Source organism: Marinobacter sp. (assembly GCF_041690615.1).
In the GTDB taxonomy this organism is placed as follows: domain Bacteria; phylum Pseudomonadota; class Gammaproteobacteria; order Pseudomonadales; family Oleiphilaceae; genus Marinobacter.
The window spans coordinates 330,098-347,584 of the sequence record NZ_JAWLGY010000001.1 but is presented as its reverse complement, the minus strand read 5'-3'; the positions used below and the strand labels follow the sequence as shown (position 1 = coordinate 347,584).

Annotated in this window: 19 protein-coding genes; 12 read left to right on the top strand and 7 right to left on the bottom strand. The window is 62.2% G+C overall.

Features of this window, described 5'->3' with window-relative positions:
- The first annotated feature begins 86 nt into the window (after window positions 1–86).
- The 6 genes from ACESMZ_RS01515 to ACESMZ_RS01490 are packed head-to-tail and all read left to right on the top strand — an operon-like array spanning window position 87 to window position 4,586.
- Window positions 87–1,235, top strand: coding sequence for a homoserine O-succinyltransferase MetX (locus ACESMZ_RS01515; protein ID WP_372958607.1), 1,149 nt, complete (start codon window positions 87–89; stop codon window positions 1,233–1,235).
- Window positions 1,232–1,831 carry a methionine biosynthesis protein MetW gene (gene metW / locus ACESMZ_RS01510; protein ID WP_372958608.1) on the top strand — a complete coding sequence of 200 codons (600 nt, stop codon included), beginning with the start codon at window positions 1,232–1,234 and terminating at the stop codon, window positions 1,829–1,831. The genes ACESMZ_RS01515 and metW overlap by 4 nt, the downstream gene beginning before the upstream one ends.
- A 2-nt stretch (window positions 1,832–1,833) precedes the next feature.
- Window positions 1,834–2,283, top strand: coding sequence for a DUF4426 domain-containing protein (locus tag ACESMZ_RS01505; protein ID WP_372958609.1), 450 nt, complete (start codon window positions 1,834–1,836; stop codon window positions 2,281–2,283).
- Window positions 2,284–2,302: 19 nt separating this feature from the next.
- Complete coding sequence (rdgB, locus tag ACESMZ_RS01500) at window positions 2,303–2,899, top strand: RdgB/HAM1 family non-canonical purine NTP pyrophosphatase (protein ID WP_372972105.1); 597 nt, start codon at window positions 2,303–2,305, stop codon at window positions 2,897–2,899.
- Window positions 2,899–4,059, top strand: a complete 1,161-nt coding sequence (gene hemW, locus ACESMZ_RS01495) for a radical SAM family heme chaperone HemW (RefSeq protein WP_372958611.1) — start codon at window positions 2,899–2,901, stop codon at window positions 4,057–4,059. Before rdgB ends, hemW begins: the two co-directional genes overlap by 1 nt.
- Window positions 4,056–4,586 carry a hypothetical protein gene (locus ACESMZ_RS01490; RefSeq protein ID WP_372958612.1) on the top strand — a complete coding sequence of 177 codons (531 nt, stop codon included), beginning with the start codon at window positions 4,056–4,058 and terminating at the stop codon, window positions 4,584–4,586. Before hemW ends, ACESMZ_RS01490 begins: the two co-directional genes overlap by 4 nt.
- Window positions 4,587–4,625: 39 nt before the next feature.
- Here ACESMZ_RS01490 and trmB read toward each other — a convergent pair whose 3' ends face one another.
- From trmB to ACESMZ_RS01475, 3 genes are all read right to left on the bottom strand, one after another.
- Window positions 4,626–5,345: a tRNA (guanosine(46)-N7)-methyltransferase TrmB gene (gene trmB / locus ACESMZ_RS01485; RefSeq protein ID WP_372958613.1), complete on the bottom strand. Its 720-nt coding sequence runs from the start codon at window positions 5,343–5,345 to the stop codon at window positions 4,626–4,628.
- 32 nt (window positions 5,346–5,377) lie between these two features.
- Window positions 5,378–6,916, bottom strand: a complete 1,539-nt coding sequence (locus tag ACESMZ_RS01480) for a YifB family Mg chelatase-like AAA ATPase (RefSeq protein ID WP_372958614.1) — start codon at window positions 6,914–6,916, stop codon at window positions 5,378–5,380.
- 107 nt (window positions 6,917–7,023) lie between these two features.
- The gene (locus ACESMZ_RS01475) at window positions 7,024–7,284 is read right to left on the bottom strand and encodes an accessory factor UbiK family protein (protein ID WP_372957484.1); all 261 of its coding nucleotides are present in this window, start codon (window positions 7,282–7,284) and stop codon (window positions 7,024–7,026) included.
- A gap of 395 nt (window positions 7,285–7,679) precedes the next feature.
- Here ACESMZ_RS01475 and glnK point away from each other — a divergent pair, with 395 nt between their 5' ends.
- Together glnK and ACESMZ_RS01465 are read left to right on the top strand one after the other, a co-directional pair.
- Entirely contained in the window at window positions 7,680–8,018 is a 339-nt protein-coding gene (gene glnK, locus ACESMZ_RS01470) for a P-II family nitrogen regulator (protein ID WP_091852668.1), read from the top strand.
- A gap of 72 nt (window positions 8,019–8,090) precedes the next feature.
- A complete protein-coding gene (locus ACESMZ_RS01465; protein ID WP_372957483.1) occupies window positions 8,091–9,356 on the top strand; it encodes an ammonium transporter in 1,266 nt (421 codons plus the stop codon).
- A gap of 100 nt (window positions 9,357–9,456) precedes the next feature.
- Here the strand turns inward: ACESMZ_RS01465 and speE are convergent, their stop codons facing one another.
- Window positions 9,457–10,338, bottom strand: coding sequence for a polyamine aminopropyltransferase (gene speE / locus ACESMZ_RS01460; RefSeq protein WP_372957482.1), 882 nt, complete (start codon window positions 10,336–10,338; stop codon window positions 9,457–9,459).
- 168 nt (window positions 10,339–10,506) lie between these two features.
- Here speE and speA point away from each other — a divergent pair, with 168 nt between their 5' ends.
- The 4 genes from speA (at window position 10,507) to tcdA (ending at window position 14,734) form a co-directional block, all read left to right on the top strand.
- Window positions 10,507–12,411, top strand: coding sequence for a biosynthetic arginine decarboxylase (gene speA / locus ACESMZ_RS01455; protein ID WP_372972104.1), 1,905 nt, complete (start codon window positions 10,507–10,509; stop codon window positions 12,409–12,411).
- Window positions 12,412–12,582: 171 nt separating this feature from the next.
- Window positions 12,583–13,182 carry a sigma-70 family RNA polymerase sigma factor gene (locus ACESMZ_RS01450; RefSeq protein ID WP_091852827.1) on the top strand — a complete coding sequence of 200 codons (600 nt, stop codon included), beginning with the start codon at window positions 12,583–12,585 and terminating at the stop codon, window positions 13,180–13,182.
- Complete coding sequence (locus tag ACESMZ_RS01445) at window positions 13,179–13,814, top strand: ChrR family anti-sigma-E factor (RefSeq protein WP_372972103.1); 636 nt, start codon at window positions 13,179–13,181, stop codon at window positions 13,812–13,814. The genes ACESMZ_RS01450 and ACESMZ_RS01445 overlap by 4 nt, the downstream gene beginning before the upstream one ends.
- A gap of 113 nt (window positions 13,815–13,927) precedes the next feature.
- Window positions 13,928–14,734 (top strand): tRNA cyclic N6-threonylcarbamoyladenosine(37) synthase TcdA, encoded by an 807-nt coding sequence (tcdA, locus tag ACESMZ_RS01440; protein ID WP_372957479.1) that lies wholly within the window; start codon window positions 13,928–13,930, stop codon window positions 14,732–14,734.
- On the opposite strand, the gene ACESMZ_RS01435 is transcribed toward tcdA, so the two are convergent.
- The 3 genes from ACESMZ_RS01435 to ACESMZ_RS01425 form a co-directional block, all read right to left on the bottom strand.
- A complete protein-coding gene (locus tag ACESMZ_RS01435) occupies window positions 14,722–15,699 on the bottom strand; it encodes an NADP-dependent oxidoreductase (protein ID WP_372957478.1) in 978 nt (325 codons plus the stop codon). The genes tcdA and ACESMZ_RS01435 overlap by 13 nt on opposite strands.
- A gap of 138 nt (window positions 15,700–15,837) precedes the next feature.
- Complete coding sequence (locus tag ACESMZ_RS01430) at window positions 15,838–16,311, bottom strand: acyl-CoA thioesterase (RefSeq protein ID WP_372957477.1); 474 nt, start codon at window positions 16,309–16,311, stop codon at window positions 15,838–15,840.
- 57 nt (window positions 16,312–16,368) lie between these two features.
- Window positions 16,369–17,454 (bottom strand): SMP-30/gluconolactonase/LRE family protein, encoded by a 1,086-nt coding sequence (locus ACESMZ_RS01425; RefSeq protein WP_372957476.1) that lies wholly within the window; start codon window positions 17,452–17,454, stop codon window positions 16,369–16,371.
- Window positions 17,455–17,487: the final 33 nt, after the last annotated feature.

The following is a 17,487-nucleotide window of genomic DNA, read 5'->3' as shown; positions in this document are numbered from 1 at the left end:
CCCCCTTTAAACTGCATGACCTGTGCCAGCCCGGTTACGGCTGGATTTACGACGAACGATGACCAATCAAGGATTCCACCGCGTCGATGCCCGATTCCCTGCCTTCGGATTCTGTGGGCCTGGTTACCCCGCAAACCCTTCACTTCGACGAGCCGTTGCAGCTCGCCTGTGGCCAGACCCTGAAAAGCTGGGATCTGGTAGTGGAGACCTATGGGACCCTGAACCAGCACTGCACCAATGCGGTGCTGATCTGCCATGCGCTCAGCGGCCACCACCACGCCGCCGGCTATCACTCTACGGATGACCGCAAGCCGGGCTGGTGGGATGCCTGCATCGGCCCCGGCAAGCCCATCGACACCGACCGTTTCTTCGTGGTCAGCATCAACAACCTGGGGGGCTGCCATGGCAGCACCGGCCCCAATACCGTGAACCCGGAGACCGGCGAACTCTACGGCCCGGATTTCCCGGTAGTGACCGTACAGGACTGGGTCAACAGCCAGGCGGTACTGGCCGACCGGCTGGGTATCGACTGCTGGGCTGCGGTAGTGGGCGGATCCCTGGGGGGTATGCAGGCACTGCAATGGAGCATCAGTCATCCTGATCGCCTGAAGCACGCAGTGGTCATTGCCTCAACACCGCGGCTGACGGCCCAGAACATTGCTTTCAACGAAGTGGCCCGGCGGGCCATCACCTCCGACAGCGACTTCCACGGTGGCCGCTACTACGAACACAACACCCTGCCCCGGCGGGGCCTCATGCTGGCCCGCATGGTGGGCCACATCACCTACCTGTCCGATGCCTCCATGGGTGAGAAGTTCGGCCGTGAGCTGCGTGAACAGGCCTACCAGTTCGGCTACGACGCCGAGTTCCAGGTGGAAAGTTACCTGCGCTACCAGGGCGAACGCTTCTCGGAGACCTTTGACGCCAACACCTACCTGCTGATGACCCGCGCCCTGGACTATTTCGACCCGGCCTATGAGACCGACAATGACCTGGTCAAGGCGATGGCACAGGCACGCTGTGAGTTCCTGGTCCTGTCCTTCAGTACCGACTGGCGCTTTACCCCGGCCCGCTCGGAAGAACTGGTCAATGCCATGATCGCCGCCCGGCGCAAGGTCAGCTATGCTGAGATAGATGCCCCCTGGGGCCACGACGCGTTCCTGATCCCGACGCCCCGGTATAACGCCATATTCAGTACCTATATGGCCCGCGTGGCCCGGGAGGTGGGTGCATGAGAGCCGACCTGGAAATCATTCAGCAATGGATCAGTCCCGGCAGCCATATACTCGACCTGGGATGCGGCGACGGCACCCTGCTCCATTACCTTCAGCAGGAGCGACAGACCACCGGCTTTGGGCTGGAAATCAACCCGGACCACATCACCGAGTGCATGAACAAGGGTGTGGCGGTCATCGAACAGAACCTTGACACCCAGGGCCTGTCCAACTTTGATGATGACAGCTTCGACACAGTACTCATGACCCAGGCCCTGCAGGCGGTAAGACGGCCGGATATCGTGCTGGACGAAATGATGCGGCTCGGCCGGGAAGGCATTGTGACCTTCCCCAACTTCGCTTACTGGCGCCTGCGCTGGTATCTGATGTCCCGTGGCCGGATGCCGGAGTCGGAAACCCTGCCCCACAAGTGGTACAACACGCCCAACATCCACCTGTGTACCTTCAGGGATTTTGAGGCCCTGTGCAGGGAGAAGAATTTCCGCATCTGCAACCGCACCGTGGTGGACGGTGAACACCAGGACCGCTGGCTCAGCCGCCTGTGGCCAAACATGCTGGGCCAGATTGCCATTTACCGAATTACCCGGGGAGACTGACCATGAAGCCCATTACCCTGCTGATGCTGCTCTGCCTCGCCCTTGCCGGTCTTGCCGCTCCGGCACTGGCCGACGACAAACAGGTCCGCTTTGGTGACTACGAAATCCACTACAACGTCTTTCCCAGCACGTTTCTCAGCCCGGAGGTCGCTGCCGCCAATAACCTCAACCGCAGCCGGGGCATCGGTGTTGTCAACATTGCCATTATGAAGCGCAGTGATGACGGTTCCCTGAACACCGTGCCCGGCCAGGTGGAAGGTCAGGTTCTCAATGATGTCCGCCAGGCGAAGTTCCTGGCGTTTCGACGGATTCAGGAAGGGGATGCGGTCTACTTCATCGCCGAGTATCAGTACACCGGCGGTGAACTGATGACCTTCCAGATCACCGCCCGCCCAAGCGGCCACGACCGGGAAATGCCGGTGCGCTTTTCCCAGGCTCTGTTCAATGACTGATCCTGACAACGGAGGCACTGTGACACGCCAACTCGTCCTCGCCAGCAACAACCAGGGCAAGCTGCGGGAACTGGGGGAGCTGCTGGCGCCGCTGGGCCTGCAGCCGGTGGCCCAGGGCGAGCTGGGGGTTGGCGAGGCCGAGGAACCGGCCGTCACCTTTGTCGAGAACGCCCTGATCAAGGCCCGCCATGCCGCCCTGGAAACCGGGTTGCCCGCCCTGGCGGACGATTCCGGCCTGGCGGTGGACGCCCTCGGTGGACAACCCGGCGTACGCTCGGCCCGATACGCCGGAGCCGGCGCCAGCGACGAAGACAACGTACAGGCACTGCTGGCGGCCCTGAGGGAGGTGCCGGAGGCCGACCGTTCCGCGCAGTTTCACTGTGTGCTGGTGTACCTGCGCCACGCGGAAGACCCCACCCCGGTCATCTGCCATGGCCGCTGGCCGGGGCGGATACTCGAACACCCCCGCGGTAAAGGCGGCTTTGGCTATGATCCGGTCTTCTTCGCTCCCGAGTTCGGCTGCAGCGCCGCCGAACTGACCCGCGAGCAGAAAAGCAGCGTGAGCCACCGCGGGCGTGCCCTGCGCCTGCTGGTGGAGCAGCTGGGCACCCGCTGATGGCTACCGCAGACGAAGCCGTCCCGGGCAGCCCTTGCCCACCCCTGGGGCTCTACATCCACGTACCCTGGTGTGTTCGCAAGTGTCCCTACTGCGACTTCAACTCCCATGCGTTCAGCGGTGAGCTGCCTGAGCAGGCCTACCTCGACGCCCTGCTGGAAGATCTCCAGCACGACCTTGAGCTGGCTCGCGATCGGCCAGTCGAGACCGTCTTTATCGGAGGCGGGACCCCTTCACTGATGTCCCCGGACTTCTACCGGACCCTGTTCCGGAAGCTCCGTGAGCAGCTCACGTTCAGTCCGGATGCGGAAATCACCCTGGAGGCCAATCCCGGCACTGTTGAACAGAAGCGTTTCCATGGTTTTCGTGAAGCCGGAATAAACCGGCTTTCCATCGGCGTTCAGAGTTTCCAGCCGGAACATCTGAAAAAACTCGGTCGCATTCATGACGACAACGACGCTCACCGGGCCATAGAAGCGGCGCTGAACGCCGGGTTCAGCAACTTCAACCTGGACCTGATGCACGGCCTGCCGGGCCAGACCCCGGAACAGGCCCTGGCAGATCTGAACACCGCCCTCAGCTGGCAGCCACCGCACCTGTCCTGGTACCAACTGACCCTGGAACCCAACACCGAATTCTACAGCCGGCCCCCGGCCCTGCCTGAAGACGATGACCTCTGGGCCATATGGCAGGCCGGACGGGAGAGGCTGCTCGCCGCTGGCTTCCGGGACTACGAGGTGTCCGCCTGGGCCCGGCCGGGCATGGCGTCTCGCCACAACCTGAATTACTGGACTTTCGGGGATTACCTGGCCATCGGGGCCGGTGCTCACGGCAAGGTATCGCTGGTTGACGGCACTATCCGCCGCTACTGGAAAACCCGACAGCCCGACGCCTATCTGGCGCGCATTGGCAGTCGCACTGCCGGAGCCCAGTCGGTGGAAAGGGACGAACGCCCCGTGGAGTTCATGATGAATGCTCTGCGATTGCAGCAGGGTGTGGATGAGTCGTTGTTCACGGCCCGTACGGGTTTACCCCTGACAGTCATTGCTGCAATACTTGCTGACCTGAGGGATCAGGAACTGCTGGAGCCCAACCGCCTGCAAGCCACCGCCCTGGGACGGCAGTACCTGAACAGTGTGCTGGAGCAATTTCTGTCATGAACGACATCGCCAGAAAACCCATCCCCCCCGGCATCCGGTGGGTTGGTGGCATCACCGCCGTCATACTCGTTGCCCAAGTGGGATTCAATCAACCCCTGCAGACCAGTGCCGCCCCCCAGGGCATGCTGAGCTTTCAGCTGGCCACCACCGGCGAGGGCGCCGCGGCCATCGTGGCAAGCTGGGGCGAATCCGTCTGGGCCCAGGCCTCGCTGTGGAGCGGCTTCCTGTTTGCGGCCCTTTATACCATTTTGCTGATCCTGCTCACCAATCATCTGCTGGTGGACCGCCCTGGTGTCCGTGAACGCAAGACCGGCCGCTGGGTTCGCGGGCTGTTCGTAGTGGCCGGGCTGAGCCATGTGGTGGAGTATGCGGTGTTGCTGGCCAATCTGGATGCACCGAGTGACCGCCTCAGCCTGTCCGCCACGCTGTTGGCGCTGGCGAATTACACGGCGCTGCTCGTGGGCCTTGCCGGGCTGGTGGTCATCCGCGCGGCCCGCCGCCACCCACTGAGTCCCTCCGGGGCCTAGTGTCCCGGCCACTGAGGCCCGGCCCCGGCGCAGAACCGGTCAGTTGGTACGGCGATATACCAGGTCCCAGACGCCATGGCCCAGGTTTTCACCCCGCTTTTCGAACTTGGTGATGGGCCGGTCCTCGGGGCGTGGCGAGAATCCGCCTTCGTCCCGGGCGTTAACGAACCCTTCGGATTCGTCCATCACTTCCAGCATGTGTTCCGCGTAGCTCTCCCAGTCTGTTGCCAGATGCAGGATGCCGCCCACTCTCAGCTTGTGTCGCAGGCGCTGAACAAATTCATGCTGGATCAGCCGGCGTTTATGGTGCTTCTTCTTGGGCCACGGGTCCGGAAAGAAGACCATCACCCGATCAATGGAGGCATCCGGCAGGCACAGGTCAATCACATCGTTGGCGTCGATGGCGTAGATCCGCACATTCTCCAGCTTCCGCTCCTCGATTTCCTTGAGTAGCGCGCCGACACCCGGCGAGTGCACTTCCACACCGATGAAGTCCTGCTCCGGTGCAGCATCCGCCATCTCGGCCAGGGAATGCCCCATACCGAAGCCAATTTCCAGGTTCAGCCAGGCCTCGCGCCCGAACACCTCACGGGGGTCGATCACGCCCTGCTCCCGGGTCAGTCCGTAGACCGGCCAGAGCCGGTCATAGGCTTTCTTCTGACCTTCGGTCATCCGCCCCTGGCGAATAACGAAACTGCGCACGCCACGGCGGGTGGTAATGCTTTCACCGTTATCCGGTGTCTTGTCTGAATCAGTCATGGTTTCCCCGGTCTGGTCGATGCAATAACTGGTTACAGTCTACCAGAGCCCGCCGTATTCGTGACCTGCCTGGCCGGTTTCCGGTCCAGCTTGCGATACCCAAGGGCCTCCACCAGGTGCTCCCGGCGGATGCCTTCAGCATCTGCCAGGTCGGCAATGGTTCGTGCCACTCGCAGGATCCGGTGCAGAGCCCTCGCCGACAAGCCCAGCTTTTCCATGGCACCGACGAGCATCCCCTTGCTGTCGTCGTCCACCGCGCAGTGTTCATCGAGGGCCCGCCCCGATAACGAAGCGTTGGCGCCACCCCGCGCCACCGCCCTGGCACGTACCCGTGCCACCCGTTGCCGGACCTGCTCGCTGGTCTCACCAGCAGCACTACTCTGCATCAAGACCTCGCCGCCCTGAACCGGAACCTCCACATGCAGATCAAACCGGTCCAGCAATGGGCCGGAGAGCCTGGACTGATACCTTGCCACCTGAACGGGCGAGCACTGGCAATCGATGGTGGGGTGCCCCTGATAGCCACAGGGGCACGGGTTCATGGCCGCGACCACCTGGAACCGGGCGGGGTAGGTCACCTGGCTGGCGGCCCGGGAGATGACAATCTCGCCGGACTCCATGGGTTCCCGCAGCACTTCCAGCACCTTGCGATCAAATTCCGGCAACTCATCCAGGAAGAGCACGCCGTTGTGGGCCAGGGAGATTTCACCGGGGCGGGGACTGCTGCCACCCCCGACCAGGGCGATGGCCGAGGCCGTATGGTGGGGTGCCCTGTAGGGAGGCTGGCGCCAGCCATCGGCACGGATCGGCAGACCCGCTACCGAATGCACGCTGGCCACTTCCAGCGCCTGCTGATCATCCAGTGCCGGTAAAATCCCCGGTATGCGGCTTGCCAGCATGCTCTTGCCGGTGCCTGGTGGACCGAAAAGCAGCAGGTTATGGCCCCCGGCGGCGGCAATCTCCAAAGCCCGCCTGGGTACATGCTGCCCCCGCACATCCGCCAGGTCCGGAGCTTCGGCCGGGCGACTGGCCGGCTCCATGGCGGCAACCGGGAGCAGCGTGGCAGTACCGGCGAGGTGTTCGCAGACCGCCAGCAGGTGGCCGGCAGCCAGCACGTCGTCGTCCCCGGCCAGGGACGCTTCATCGGCATTGTCCTGGGGCACGAGAATGCGCCGCCCGGCTTCCCGCGCGGCCATGACTGCGGGCAGTATGCCCCGGACCGGACGGAGGGTGCCGTCCAGCGCCAGCTCGCCCAGGCACTCCAGCTCGCCAAGGGCCTCCGGAGGGAGCTGCCCCGAGGCGACCAGGATGCCCAGGGCAATGGCCAGGTCAAAGCGACCACCTTCCTTTGGCAGGTCGGCGGGGGCCAGGTTGATGGTGATGCGGCGGGCTGGAAACTCGAAGCCTGCGTTCATCAGGGCACTGCGTACCCGGTCCTTGCTTTCGCGGACGGCCGTTTCCGCCAGCCCTACGATGGACAGTGAAGGCAGGCCACTGGAGAGGTGAACTTCGACGGTGACAGCAGGCGCACTAACGCCCAACCGCGCACGGGTATGGATGGTGGCGAGCATAGGGTCTTCCCTGACATTCAGTTATTCCCGGCGGGCGGTACTGCCTGTACCGCCCGGGAGTCCGTAAGCGATCAATCCTTCCAGGTTCCGGACACTCCGGAACCGCTTCAGTTATCCGGCTGGCTGACCTGCGCTTCCAGTTCGGCAACCCGCTTTTCAAGCTGTTCCAGCTTCTCACGGGTGCGCAGCAACACGGCCTGCTGGGCGTCGAACTCCTCGCGGGTGACCAGTTCCAGCCGGGAGATCACTGACATGACGGTGGCCCTGGCGTGGTTTTCCACATCCTCCCGGGCGGCCCGGGCCATATCCGGAACAAACTGGCCAAACTGCTGCTGTACCTGTCCTAGCAGGTCACTGGGAATCTTCACCACGTCAGTCTCCACAATTCCAAAGGCTTGCGCGTGCCAACCGGAGTCACGCGTTAACGGCCGGAGAGTGTAACACAGCGTGGTCCCTGCCATACTAGGAGGGTGACCAGCCCTATCGGCCATGGTATCCGACTGATAGCTGGTCACGGCGGATGCACCATTGTGGTTCTTGCCCGACCACGCTGCGCTATAATGGCGCACGGTCTGGACCCATTTTGGTTCACCGCGACATCAAGACACTGATTATTATAGATATTTTTGCGTTGGCACACACGATGCTTTGAACCCCGTACGCAATCCGCACAATTGGTGTGCGAGGTGGCAGCATCCCGAACCCGGTCCATCCACAACGTCGTGGGCAGAAAACCGGGACGGCAAACTCCAAGGAGACAGCAATGAAACTTGTGACAGCGATCATCAAGCCTTTCAAGCTGGATGATGTCCGTGAGGCACTATCCGAGATTGGCGTTCAGGGCGTAACCGTGACCGAGGTAAAAGGCTTCGGGCGTCAGAAGGGGCACACCGAACTCTATCGCGGTGCCGAATACGTGGTGGACTTCCTGCCCAAGGTCAAGGTGGAAGTTGCCATTGGCGACGGCCTGCTGGACCAGGTCATTGAGTCCATTACCAAAGCCGCCAATACCGGCAAGATCGGTGACGGCAAGATCTTTGTAACCGAACTGGAACAGGCCATCCGGATCCGGACCGGGGAAACCGGCGAAGAAGCCGTCTGACCCCGGACGCTTAAGCAGTCAGGCCAACGCAAAAATTTCAATACCTGTTAAGCCTCGTGCGGAGGGCTTTTTATGGAAAACAGTGTCTTTCATTTACAGTACGCTATAGATACCTTCTATTTTCTCGTTTGCGGCGCATTAGTCATGTGGATGGCGGCAGGCTTTGCCATGCTGGAATCCGGACTGGTCCGTGCCAAGAACACCACTGAAATTCTCACCAAGAACGTGGCCCTGTTCGCAGTGGCCTGTACCATGTACCTGGTCTGTGGTTACGCCATTATGTATGGCGGCAATATCTTCCTGAGCGGCATGGGTGACGTGGATGTCGCCGGCGTGCTGGGCGAATACGGCGAGCGGGGCGACTTCGAGGGTGGCTCCATCTACTCCGGTGCTTCCGACTTCTTCTTTCAGGTGGTCTTTGTGGCCACGGCCATGTCCATCGTCTCCGGTGCGGTGGCAGAGCGCATGAAACTGTGGGCTTTCCTGGCCTTCGCGGTGGTCATGACCGGCTTCATCTACCCGATGGAAGGGGCCTGGACCTGGGGCGGTGCCGATGTGTTCGGCATGTACAACCTGGGCGACCTGGGCTTCAGTGACTTCGCCGGCTCCGGCATCGTGCACATGGCCGGTGCCGCTGCGGCCCTTGCCGGTGTGATCCTGCTGGGCGCCCGTAAGGGCAAGTACGGCCCCAATGGAGAAATCCGCGCCTTCCCGGGTGCCAACATGCCGCTGGCTGCGCTGGGTACCTTCATCCTGTGGCTGGGCTGGTTCGGCTTCAATGGTGGCTCGGTGCTTAAACTGGGCGATATTGCCAGCGCCCACTCTGTGGCCATGGTTTTCCTCAACACCAACGCCGCGGCCGCCGGTGGTGCGATCGCAGCACTGATCACCGCCCGCATCATGTTCGGCAAGGCCGACCTGACCATGCTTCTGAACGGTGCCATTGCCGGCCTGGTGGTCATTACTGCCGAACCGTCCACACCGAGCGCACTGGTTGCCACAATCTGGGGCGCACTGGGTGGTGTGCTGGTGGTACTGAGCATTGTCACCCTGGACAAACTGCGCATTGATGATCCGGTGGGTGCCATCTCCGCCCACGGCGTCTGCGGCTTCCTGGGCCTGATGCTGGTACCGGTCACCAATGATGGTGCCGCGTTCAGTGGGCAGCTGATCGGTGCCCTGACCATCTTCATCTGGGTGTTCGTTGCCAGCCTGATCGTCTGGGGCATCCTCAAGGCCGTCATCGGCATCCGGGTCAGCGAGGAAGACGAGTACGAAGGCGTCGACCTTTCAGAATGTGGTATGGAAGCCTACCCGGAGTTCGTCTCCAGCAAGTAACCGGCTCACGGTTGAGCACCCCCGGGCAACCGGGGGCACAGAAACAAAGAGGGCAGCCCGCGGGCTGCCCTCTTTTATTGCACGACCACGACAGCCGGCGTCAGCCTTCCGCAGGCCGCACGGGATCATCCAGGGTTTCCAGCATGAACTGGGGCATGGCCAGAGCCCCGCGGTGCACGCCTTCATTGTAATAGCGGGTCACAAACGGCCGGTCCGCCGCGTCCTCTTCCCGGAAATAGCTGGTATGTACACCCTTGCCTCCCATGGTGCAGCTCCACCAGCCGGTGGGATAGACCGGTTGCGGAAAGGGCAGCGTCTGCACGTGATCAAAACCCGCCTCTTTCATGTCCTGGTGTATGTCACGGATAATGGAGTCCGTATGCAGCAGTGGCGACTCGCTCTGCTGGACCACAATGCCGCCATCACGCAGGGCGATCATGCAGTCACGGTAGAAGTCCAGTGCGAACAGCCCTTCCGCCGGTCCTACCGGGTCGGTGCTGTCGACAATGATCAGGTCCACGGAGCCCGGGGGCTGGTCCCGCATCCACTGGATACCGTCACCAAAGAAGAAATTGGCCCTGGGGTCCTGGTTGGACTCACACAGCTCCGGGAAATATTTCTCCGATACACGGGTGACCCGTTCATCGATTTCCACCTGCCAGGCTTCCTCTACCCCGGGGTGTTTCAGAACTTCCTTGAGGGTGCCGCAGTCACCGCCACCGATGATCACCACCTTTCTCGGGTCCCGATGGGTGAACAACGCCGGGTGCGTCATCATCTCGTGGTACAGGAAATTGTCCCGGCTGGTAAGCATCACGCACCCGTCCAGTACCATCAGGTTACCGAACGTCTCCGTTTCCCACACCTCCAGCTTCTGGTACTGGGTCTGTTCCTCATGCAGCTTGCGCTTCACCTGCAGGGAAAACGCCGTACCCTGGTCCTGGAAGACTTCGGTGAACCAGTTGTTATCCAGTGAACTCATCGTCAAAAACCTCCCGTGATCGTTGGCGCCATTGTAGGGGCAGGTGGCTGCCAGCCAAAGACTTTGTTGATGGCAGGCGGCCGCTTTTGCGGTTCCCATGAGTTACCCATGCGGCCTACAATGGGCGCGCCCGGCAAGAATGCCCCGTCTGCAATTCAGGATACCAGTATGACCCCCAGAACCACCGCCAGCCAGGTCTACAACATCGCCCACTGGAGTGATGGCTATATTGATGTCAGCGCGGGTGGTGACGTCGTGATCCGGCCCCACCGGGGCACTGACGGTGACACCATCAACCTGCCCGAGCTGATCGGCCAACTCAGCGGCAAGGGCACTGCCCTGCCGGTCCTGTTGCGTTTCACCGACATTCTCCATGACCGGGTCAACACCCTGTGCCAGGCCTTCAACGACGTCGCCGGTGAGCATGGTTACCAGGGTCGCTATACCGCCGTTTACCCGATCAAGGTAAATCAGCAGCGGGGCGTGGTGGAAGAACTGCTGCAGGCGCAGCCGGCAGCGGGTAACGGGCAGATTGGCCTCGAGGCGGGCAGCAAACCGGAACTGATGGCGGTACTGGCGCTGTCAACGGCCCGGGGCGCCGTGATCGTATGCAATGGGTACAAGGATCGGGAATACATCCGCACCGCCCTGATTGGCCAGAAACTGGGCTTCCGGGTGTTTATCGTGGTGGAGAAACCTTCCGAGCTGAAACTGATCCTGGCAGAGGCGAAGCTGCTGGAGGTACGCCCGCTGATCGGTGTACGGGCGCGGCTGGCCACCATTGGCAAGGGCAACTGGCAGAATACCGGTGGCGAGAAGTCCAAGTTCGGTCTGTCGGCGGGCCAGGTGCTGGACGTGGTGGAGCGCCTGCGGGCCGCCGATGCCCTGGACTCCCTGCAACTGCTGCACTTCCACCTGGGCTCCCAGATTGCCAACATCCGGGATATCCAGACCGGACTGAGGGAATGCGCCCGCTTTTACAGCGAACTGCGGCACCTGGGCGCGCCTGTGGGTACGGTGGATATCGGCGGCGGGCTGGGGGTGGACTATGAAGGCACCCGCTCCCGCAGCAGCTGCTCCATGAATTACAGCATGCGGGAATACGCCTGGAACGTGGTGCACACCCTGCAGGCCGAGTGCGACCGGTCCGGGGTACCCCATCCGGACCTGATCAGCGAATCCGGTCGCGCCCTGACCGCCCATCACGCGGTGCTGGTCACCAATGTGATCGACCGGGAACAACCGGAAGCCCGCATACCCACAGCTCCCGCCGCCGATGCCCCGGGGCCCCTCCACGACCTCTGGCGGGACTATTGTCATCTGACGGATACCAGCAGCCCCCGCTCCCGTATCGAGATCTACCACGACCTGCTTCATGCCATGGGTGACGTCCATGCCCAGTTTGCCCACGGCGTACTGACCCTGGGCCACCGGGCCGATGCCGAGCGCATCTACACCGCCAGTTGCCGGCAGCTGCAGCAACAGCTCAACAGTGCCAACCGGGCCCACCGGGAAATCCTGGACGAGCTGAACGAGAAACTGGCGGAGAAACTGTTCGTGAACTTTTCCCTGTTCCAGTCACTGCCGGATATCTGGGGCATCGACCAGATCTTCCCGGTACTGCCCATTGCCGGGCTGGAACGGGCCATCAGCCGGCGGGCAGTGATCCAGGACATTACCTGCGACTCTGACGGGCGCATCGACCGGTACGTGGACGGTCAGGGCATCGAAACCACCCTGCCCCTGCCGGAGCATGACGACAGCCAGCCGCTGCTGATCGGTTTCTTCATGACCGGGGCGTACCAGGAAATCCTGGGCGACATGCACAACCTGTTCGGCGATACCCATTCCGTGGACGTCCGGCTGGACGGCAACGGCCGCTACCAGGTCAGCGAGCCCACTGAGGGAGATACCGTGGCCGATATCCTGCGCTACGTGAATTTTGACCCCCAGGCGCTGGTCGAGGCGTACCGGGCCAGCTTTGCTGGCAGCGACCTGCCGGTTGATGAACAGCATCAGCTGTTGCAGGAGCTCGAGGCCGGCCTTGAGGGCTACACCTACCTGGAGGAATAACCTGAGAGCATAAGCAGCCCTCGATCTCACTGAAATTGATCTGAATCAATACGCCGACAACAGATCCGTTCAGCTCACCGTAGCGTAAATCCCGTGACTGACAATCGCTGGACGAGTGCTACAATCATGACGAACAACATCTCAGCTCATGCCGCTGTCAAGGAGCGCCCGGTGACCACACTGGACCAGAAGCCCTCGCGGGCAGAGGGGCGAAAAGACCCCTGGAGCCAGCTGCTCGAGAAGGTCGGCAAGAACCAGGACCGTCAGGCGTACCATGCGCTGTTCGAGCACTTCGCCCCGCAAATCAAGTACTACGCCATGGCCAACGGCATGTCGAGCCACGCCGAGGAACTGGTACAGGAAGTGTTCGTCTCAATTTGGCGTCGTTCCTGCCTTTACGACTGGCGCAAGGCCGCCGCCTCCACCTGGATCTTTACCATCGCCCGGAACCAGCGCATCGACATGCTGCGCAAGATGCAGCGCACCAGCGCCGAAATGCAGGTGGAAACCGAGGATTTGTGGCAGATTCCCGGCGAGAATGAAGACGAACCGGTAACCTCACTGCACAGACTTATGTCCGAGCGCCGGGTGCGGGAGTCTCTCCGCCACCTTCCGGAAGAGCAGATCACGGTGATCGCCAAGGTCTATATGGAGCACAAGTCCCACCAGATGGTGGCTGACGAGCTGGAGATTCCGCTTGGCACCGTCAAGAGCCGGGTTCGACTGGCACTCAACAAGCTCAAGGTAATTTTGCAGGACCAGAACGTATGACCCATCACCACCCCGACAGCCTGATGCTGATGGAATACAGCGCCGGCAACCTGAGTGAGCCCCACGCCCTGTGCGTCCGGCTTCACCTGGACAAGTGCGCGCATTGTCGCAGCCGGGTGGATACCCTGGACAGCCTGGGCGCTGTGATGATGGAGCAACAATCCCAGGTGGCTGTTGAAGCCTCCACCTTTGACAGCATACTGGCCCGTATTGACAGCGAGCCGGCTCCCGAGCCGGCAACCCCCAGGATGCATCGCAGTCCCCTGAGCAAGTTGCTGGGTGACGACCTGAACGGTCTGCCCTGGAAGCGGCAACTTAAGGATGTCAGTGTGCTGGACATCAGTGACCGCTTCCCCGGCCAACAGGATCGGGTGGTACTGCAGAAGCTCTGTGCCGGAGGCAGGGCGCCGGCACACACCCACCGGGGCGATGAGACCACCATCGTGCTGCAGGGTGCTTTCTCCGACAACAAAGGGGTATTCAACCAGTGGGATTTCGTGGTGCTGGGTCAGGACGACGAGCACAAGCCCGTCGCCCTGGAAGGCGATGACTGCATCACCCTGTCGGTGCTGAGCGCCCCCCTGAAGCTGACCGGAACCTTTGGCCGACTGCTCAACCCCTTCATTCGCTGAAGTCTGACCCGGCCGGCAAACACCCGGCCGGGTCCGTGCAATTCCTTTCTTATCTGGTCCGCCCCTTGCTGTAGAATATCCCGCTTTACGACTTTTTCTGGTGTGGCAGTTCCATGAGCACTGATGACTATGCTTTCCGCTTTGGCGGCATTGAGCGACTTTACGGCCGCCGGGCCAGCCTGGCGTTCCGACAGTCCCATATCGCCGTCGCCGGTCTCGGCGGCGTCGGTTCCTGGGCCGCCGAGGCACTGGCCCGCAATGGTATCGGAACGATTACCCTGATCGATATGGACGATGTGTGTGTCTCCAACACCAACCGTCAGCTCCACGCCCTGGAAGGCCAGTACGGCCGCACCAAGACCGACGTCATGGCGGAGCGCCTGCGGGCCATCAACCCCCAGGCGGACATCAGGGTGCACTTCGGCTTTGTAACCACCGGAAACGTGACGGACCTGCTCACGGAAGATATGGATGGGGTGGTGGACGCCATCGACAGCATCAAATCCAAGGCCGCGCTGATAGCCCACTGCCAGCGCCGGAAGATTCCCCTGGTGGTGGCCGGCGGCGCCGGTGGCCAGATTGACCCTACGAAAATCGAAGTGGCGGATCTGAGCCGGACCACCCAGGACCCGTTGCTGGCCAAGATCCGCAACCTGCTGCGACGGGAGTATGGTTTCTCCCGCAACCCGAAACGCCGGTTCGGCATCGAAGCGGTGTATTCCACGGAACAGCTGATCTATCCGGCGGCCGACGGAGAGGTCTGCCACCAGAAACCGGATACCGGAGGACCCGTGCGGCTGGACTGCGCCACCGGCTTTGGTGCGGCCTCACCGGTGACCGCCAGCTTCGGGTTTATCGCCGCCTCCCGGCTGATCAACCGGATCGCCCGCAAGGCGGCAAAGCACTCTCAGTCTTCCTGAAGATCCAGCACCAGCTTGCCCCGCACATGGCCGCCCTCCAGCAGATGGTGGGCGGCAGGTGCGTCTGGCAGGGCGAATACCCCGTCCACATGAACCTTTACGTCGCCATCCTCGATCAACTCGAGAATTTCCTCCAGCTGGAACACATCCGGCCGCACGGTCATGCCGTGGGCTTTCAGGCCCATGCGCTCGGCTTCACTGACAATCTCGTCGGCGGTAATGGTGGGAATGGTGACCAGTACCCCATGCTCACTCAGGGTATGCAGGGACCGCTTGCCGGTGTCACCCCCTACCAGATCCAGCACCAGGTCAAGGCCGTAGCATTCGTCTGCGAAGTCCACCTGATGGTAGTCGATCACTTCATGCACGCCGAGGCCCGCCAGGAAATCCCGGTTATCAGCGGAAGCGGTGGCAATCACATGGGCGCCACGCACCAGGGCAAACTGTACGGCCAGGTGTCCGACGCCACCGGCACCGGCATGGATCAGCACTTTCTGGCCGGGCTCCAGCTCGCCCATGTCGAACAGGGCCTGCCAGGCGGTCAGGCCGGCCAGGGGCAAGCCTCCGGCCGCCAGCAGATCCAGTTCCTCCGGCACAATGGCCAGCTCCGCCGCCGGTGCGGTCAGATACTGGGCACAGGCACCGCCCCGGGTGGGAAAGCCCACCATGCCCATCACGCGGTCACCCGGCACCAGAGTGGCCACCTTGTCGCCCACTGCCACCACTTCACCGGCCATGTCGTAGCCGGGGGTCCAGGGTAGCCGGTCGCTGATCTGGCGGGCCGCAAAACCCAGGCCCCGGCGGGTCTTCCAGTCAATTGGATTGAGGCCGGCGGCACGGACCCGTACCAGTACCTCTTCAGGACCGGGCTCAGGCACGGCGGCCTCGGTTACCGTCAGCACATCCGGTTCACCAAATTCCTTGTAGACCAGGCGTTTCATGGTGGATACCTCTCGTTGTTCCATGACCTACTCCCCCGATGAATACGACCATACCGGACACAGGGTATGGGTATGGCGACTGATCCGTTTAGTGTAGTGCGTCGACGACCGCTGTCACGTCCGTGTTCTTGGTAAAACCACATGGATCGCCCGGCAGGGCCACTACAGCTTGTAGCCACCCTCAACCCGTATGCGATGAAAGATATCTGCGAACTCCGCCGGCACCCGCGCAGGGCGCTGGGACTTCATGTTGACGCAGGCATGGTTGGAGATCGCCCGCATCAGGGTCTTGCCGTCTGCCGGGCGCACCAGCTGGAACTGCCGGGCGGAGCGGATGCGGCCGTCAAAGTCAGTAAACCAGGTGGCCAGCACGAGCCGGTCACCGGCATTGGCGGCCGCCAGGTAGTCAATCTCGGTACGGGTGATGGCCATGGCCTTGCCAGTCTGCTCGTGCAAGGCCCAGGTCATGCCCGCGCTTTCGATATGGGCCCAGCTGATGTCTTCAAGCCAGCGCACGTATACCACGTTATTGGCGTGGCCGAGGCGGTCGGTGTCTTCGGCACGCACCTTGATATCCAGGACGAACGGGTCCGGCAGGTCCCAGTGCTGGAACCCACTCTGCTGGTCGGTCTTCAATCCGCTACTCCTTCACTGATCCATTGTTCGTTACAACACCATGCCCGTGAACGCGGTTCAGTGGGCCGATCCCATGCCGGGGATAGCGTCCAGGGGCAATCGCCCGAGGCGATCGGTATACAGACTGCCAAAATACAGGGCGTCACCGTGAACCCGGGCGGACGTGAGTCCCCAGAGATAGTCGCCCCGGGTGTCCTGCAGGCTGGTGATGATGTCACCCTCCTGGTTCAGGGCAACCACCAGCCCGTACCGGCCCGGCCCCGGACGCAGCCAGGACGGCAGGCGCGCCACCAGGTTTTTCAGCCAGGAATGGCGGTGCAGGAAGTCCAGGGAAGTCCGGCGCAGGGCCGGCATGGCAACCCAGTAGCGACCCGCCGCGTCCACGTCGAGATTGTCCGGAAAGCCCGGCAGGTTGTCAGCAAACACCTCCGCCCGGCCACGCTCCGGGCCACTGAGCCAGTAGCGGAGAATGCGGTAACGGGGTGTTTCCGCCACCAGCAGGTAATCACCATCCGGCGACGCCACCACACCATTGGCAAAATACAGGTTTCGCAGCAAGACGGTAGTCTGGCCGGTGCCCGGATGATACCGCAACAGGCGGCCATTGGGGCGCATTGCCAACAGGTCGAGCTGGTGGTCTGCCAGCCGGTGCCGGCTGCTGGCGTCGGTGAAATAGATACGGCCATCGGGGGCCACCTCCACGCCGTCCGTCAGCCGGAACGGCAGCCCTTCGGCTTCACGGGTGAGAACGCGGATCTCCCCCTGCGCACTGATGGACAACAATCCCCGTGCCGCGTCAGCCACGATGAGATTACCATCCGCATCAAAATCCAGGCCGAGTGGGCGACCGCCGGTCTCCACCCAGGGAATGGCCTCGCCATCCCTGTTGAAACGGACAATCCACCCGTCCGCTGTACCGGTATAGATTCTGCCGGAAGCGTCCATGGCCGTATCTTCCGGTTGCGCCAACTGCCCCCTGCCCAGCAGGTCTGACAGACGCAGACGCTCATTGGGGGCCAGGGGGCCACGCATGGCGGGAGCGGATGGTGGCTGCCAGGATTGACTGTCGACAGGCGAGGGGCTCAGCAGAAAACCACCGAGCAGCACAAACACGATCAACAGCAGTATCAACAGCCATTTCATGGAACAAATCCTGTACCGGTTGCCTGCGGTGAG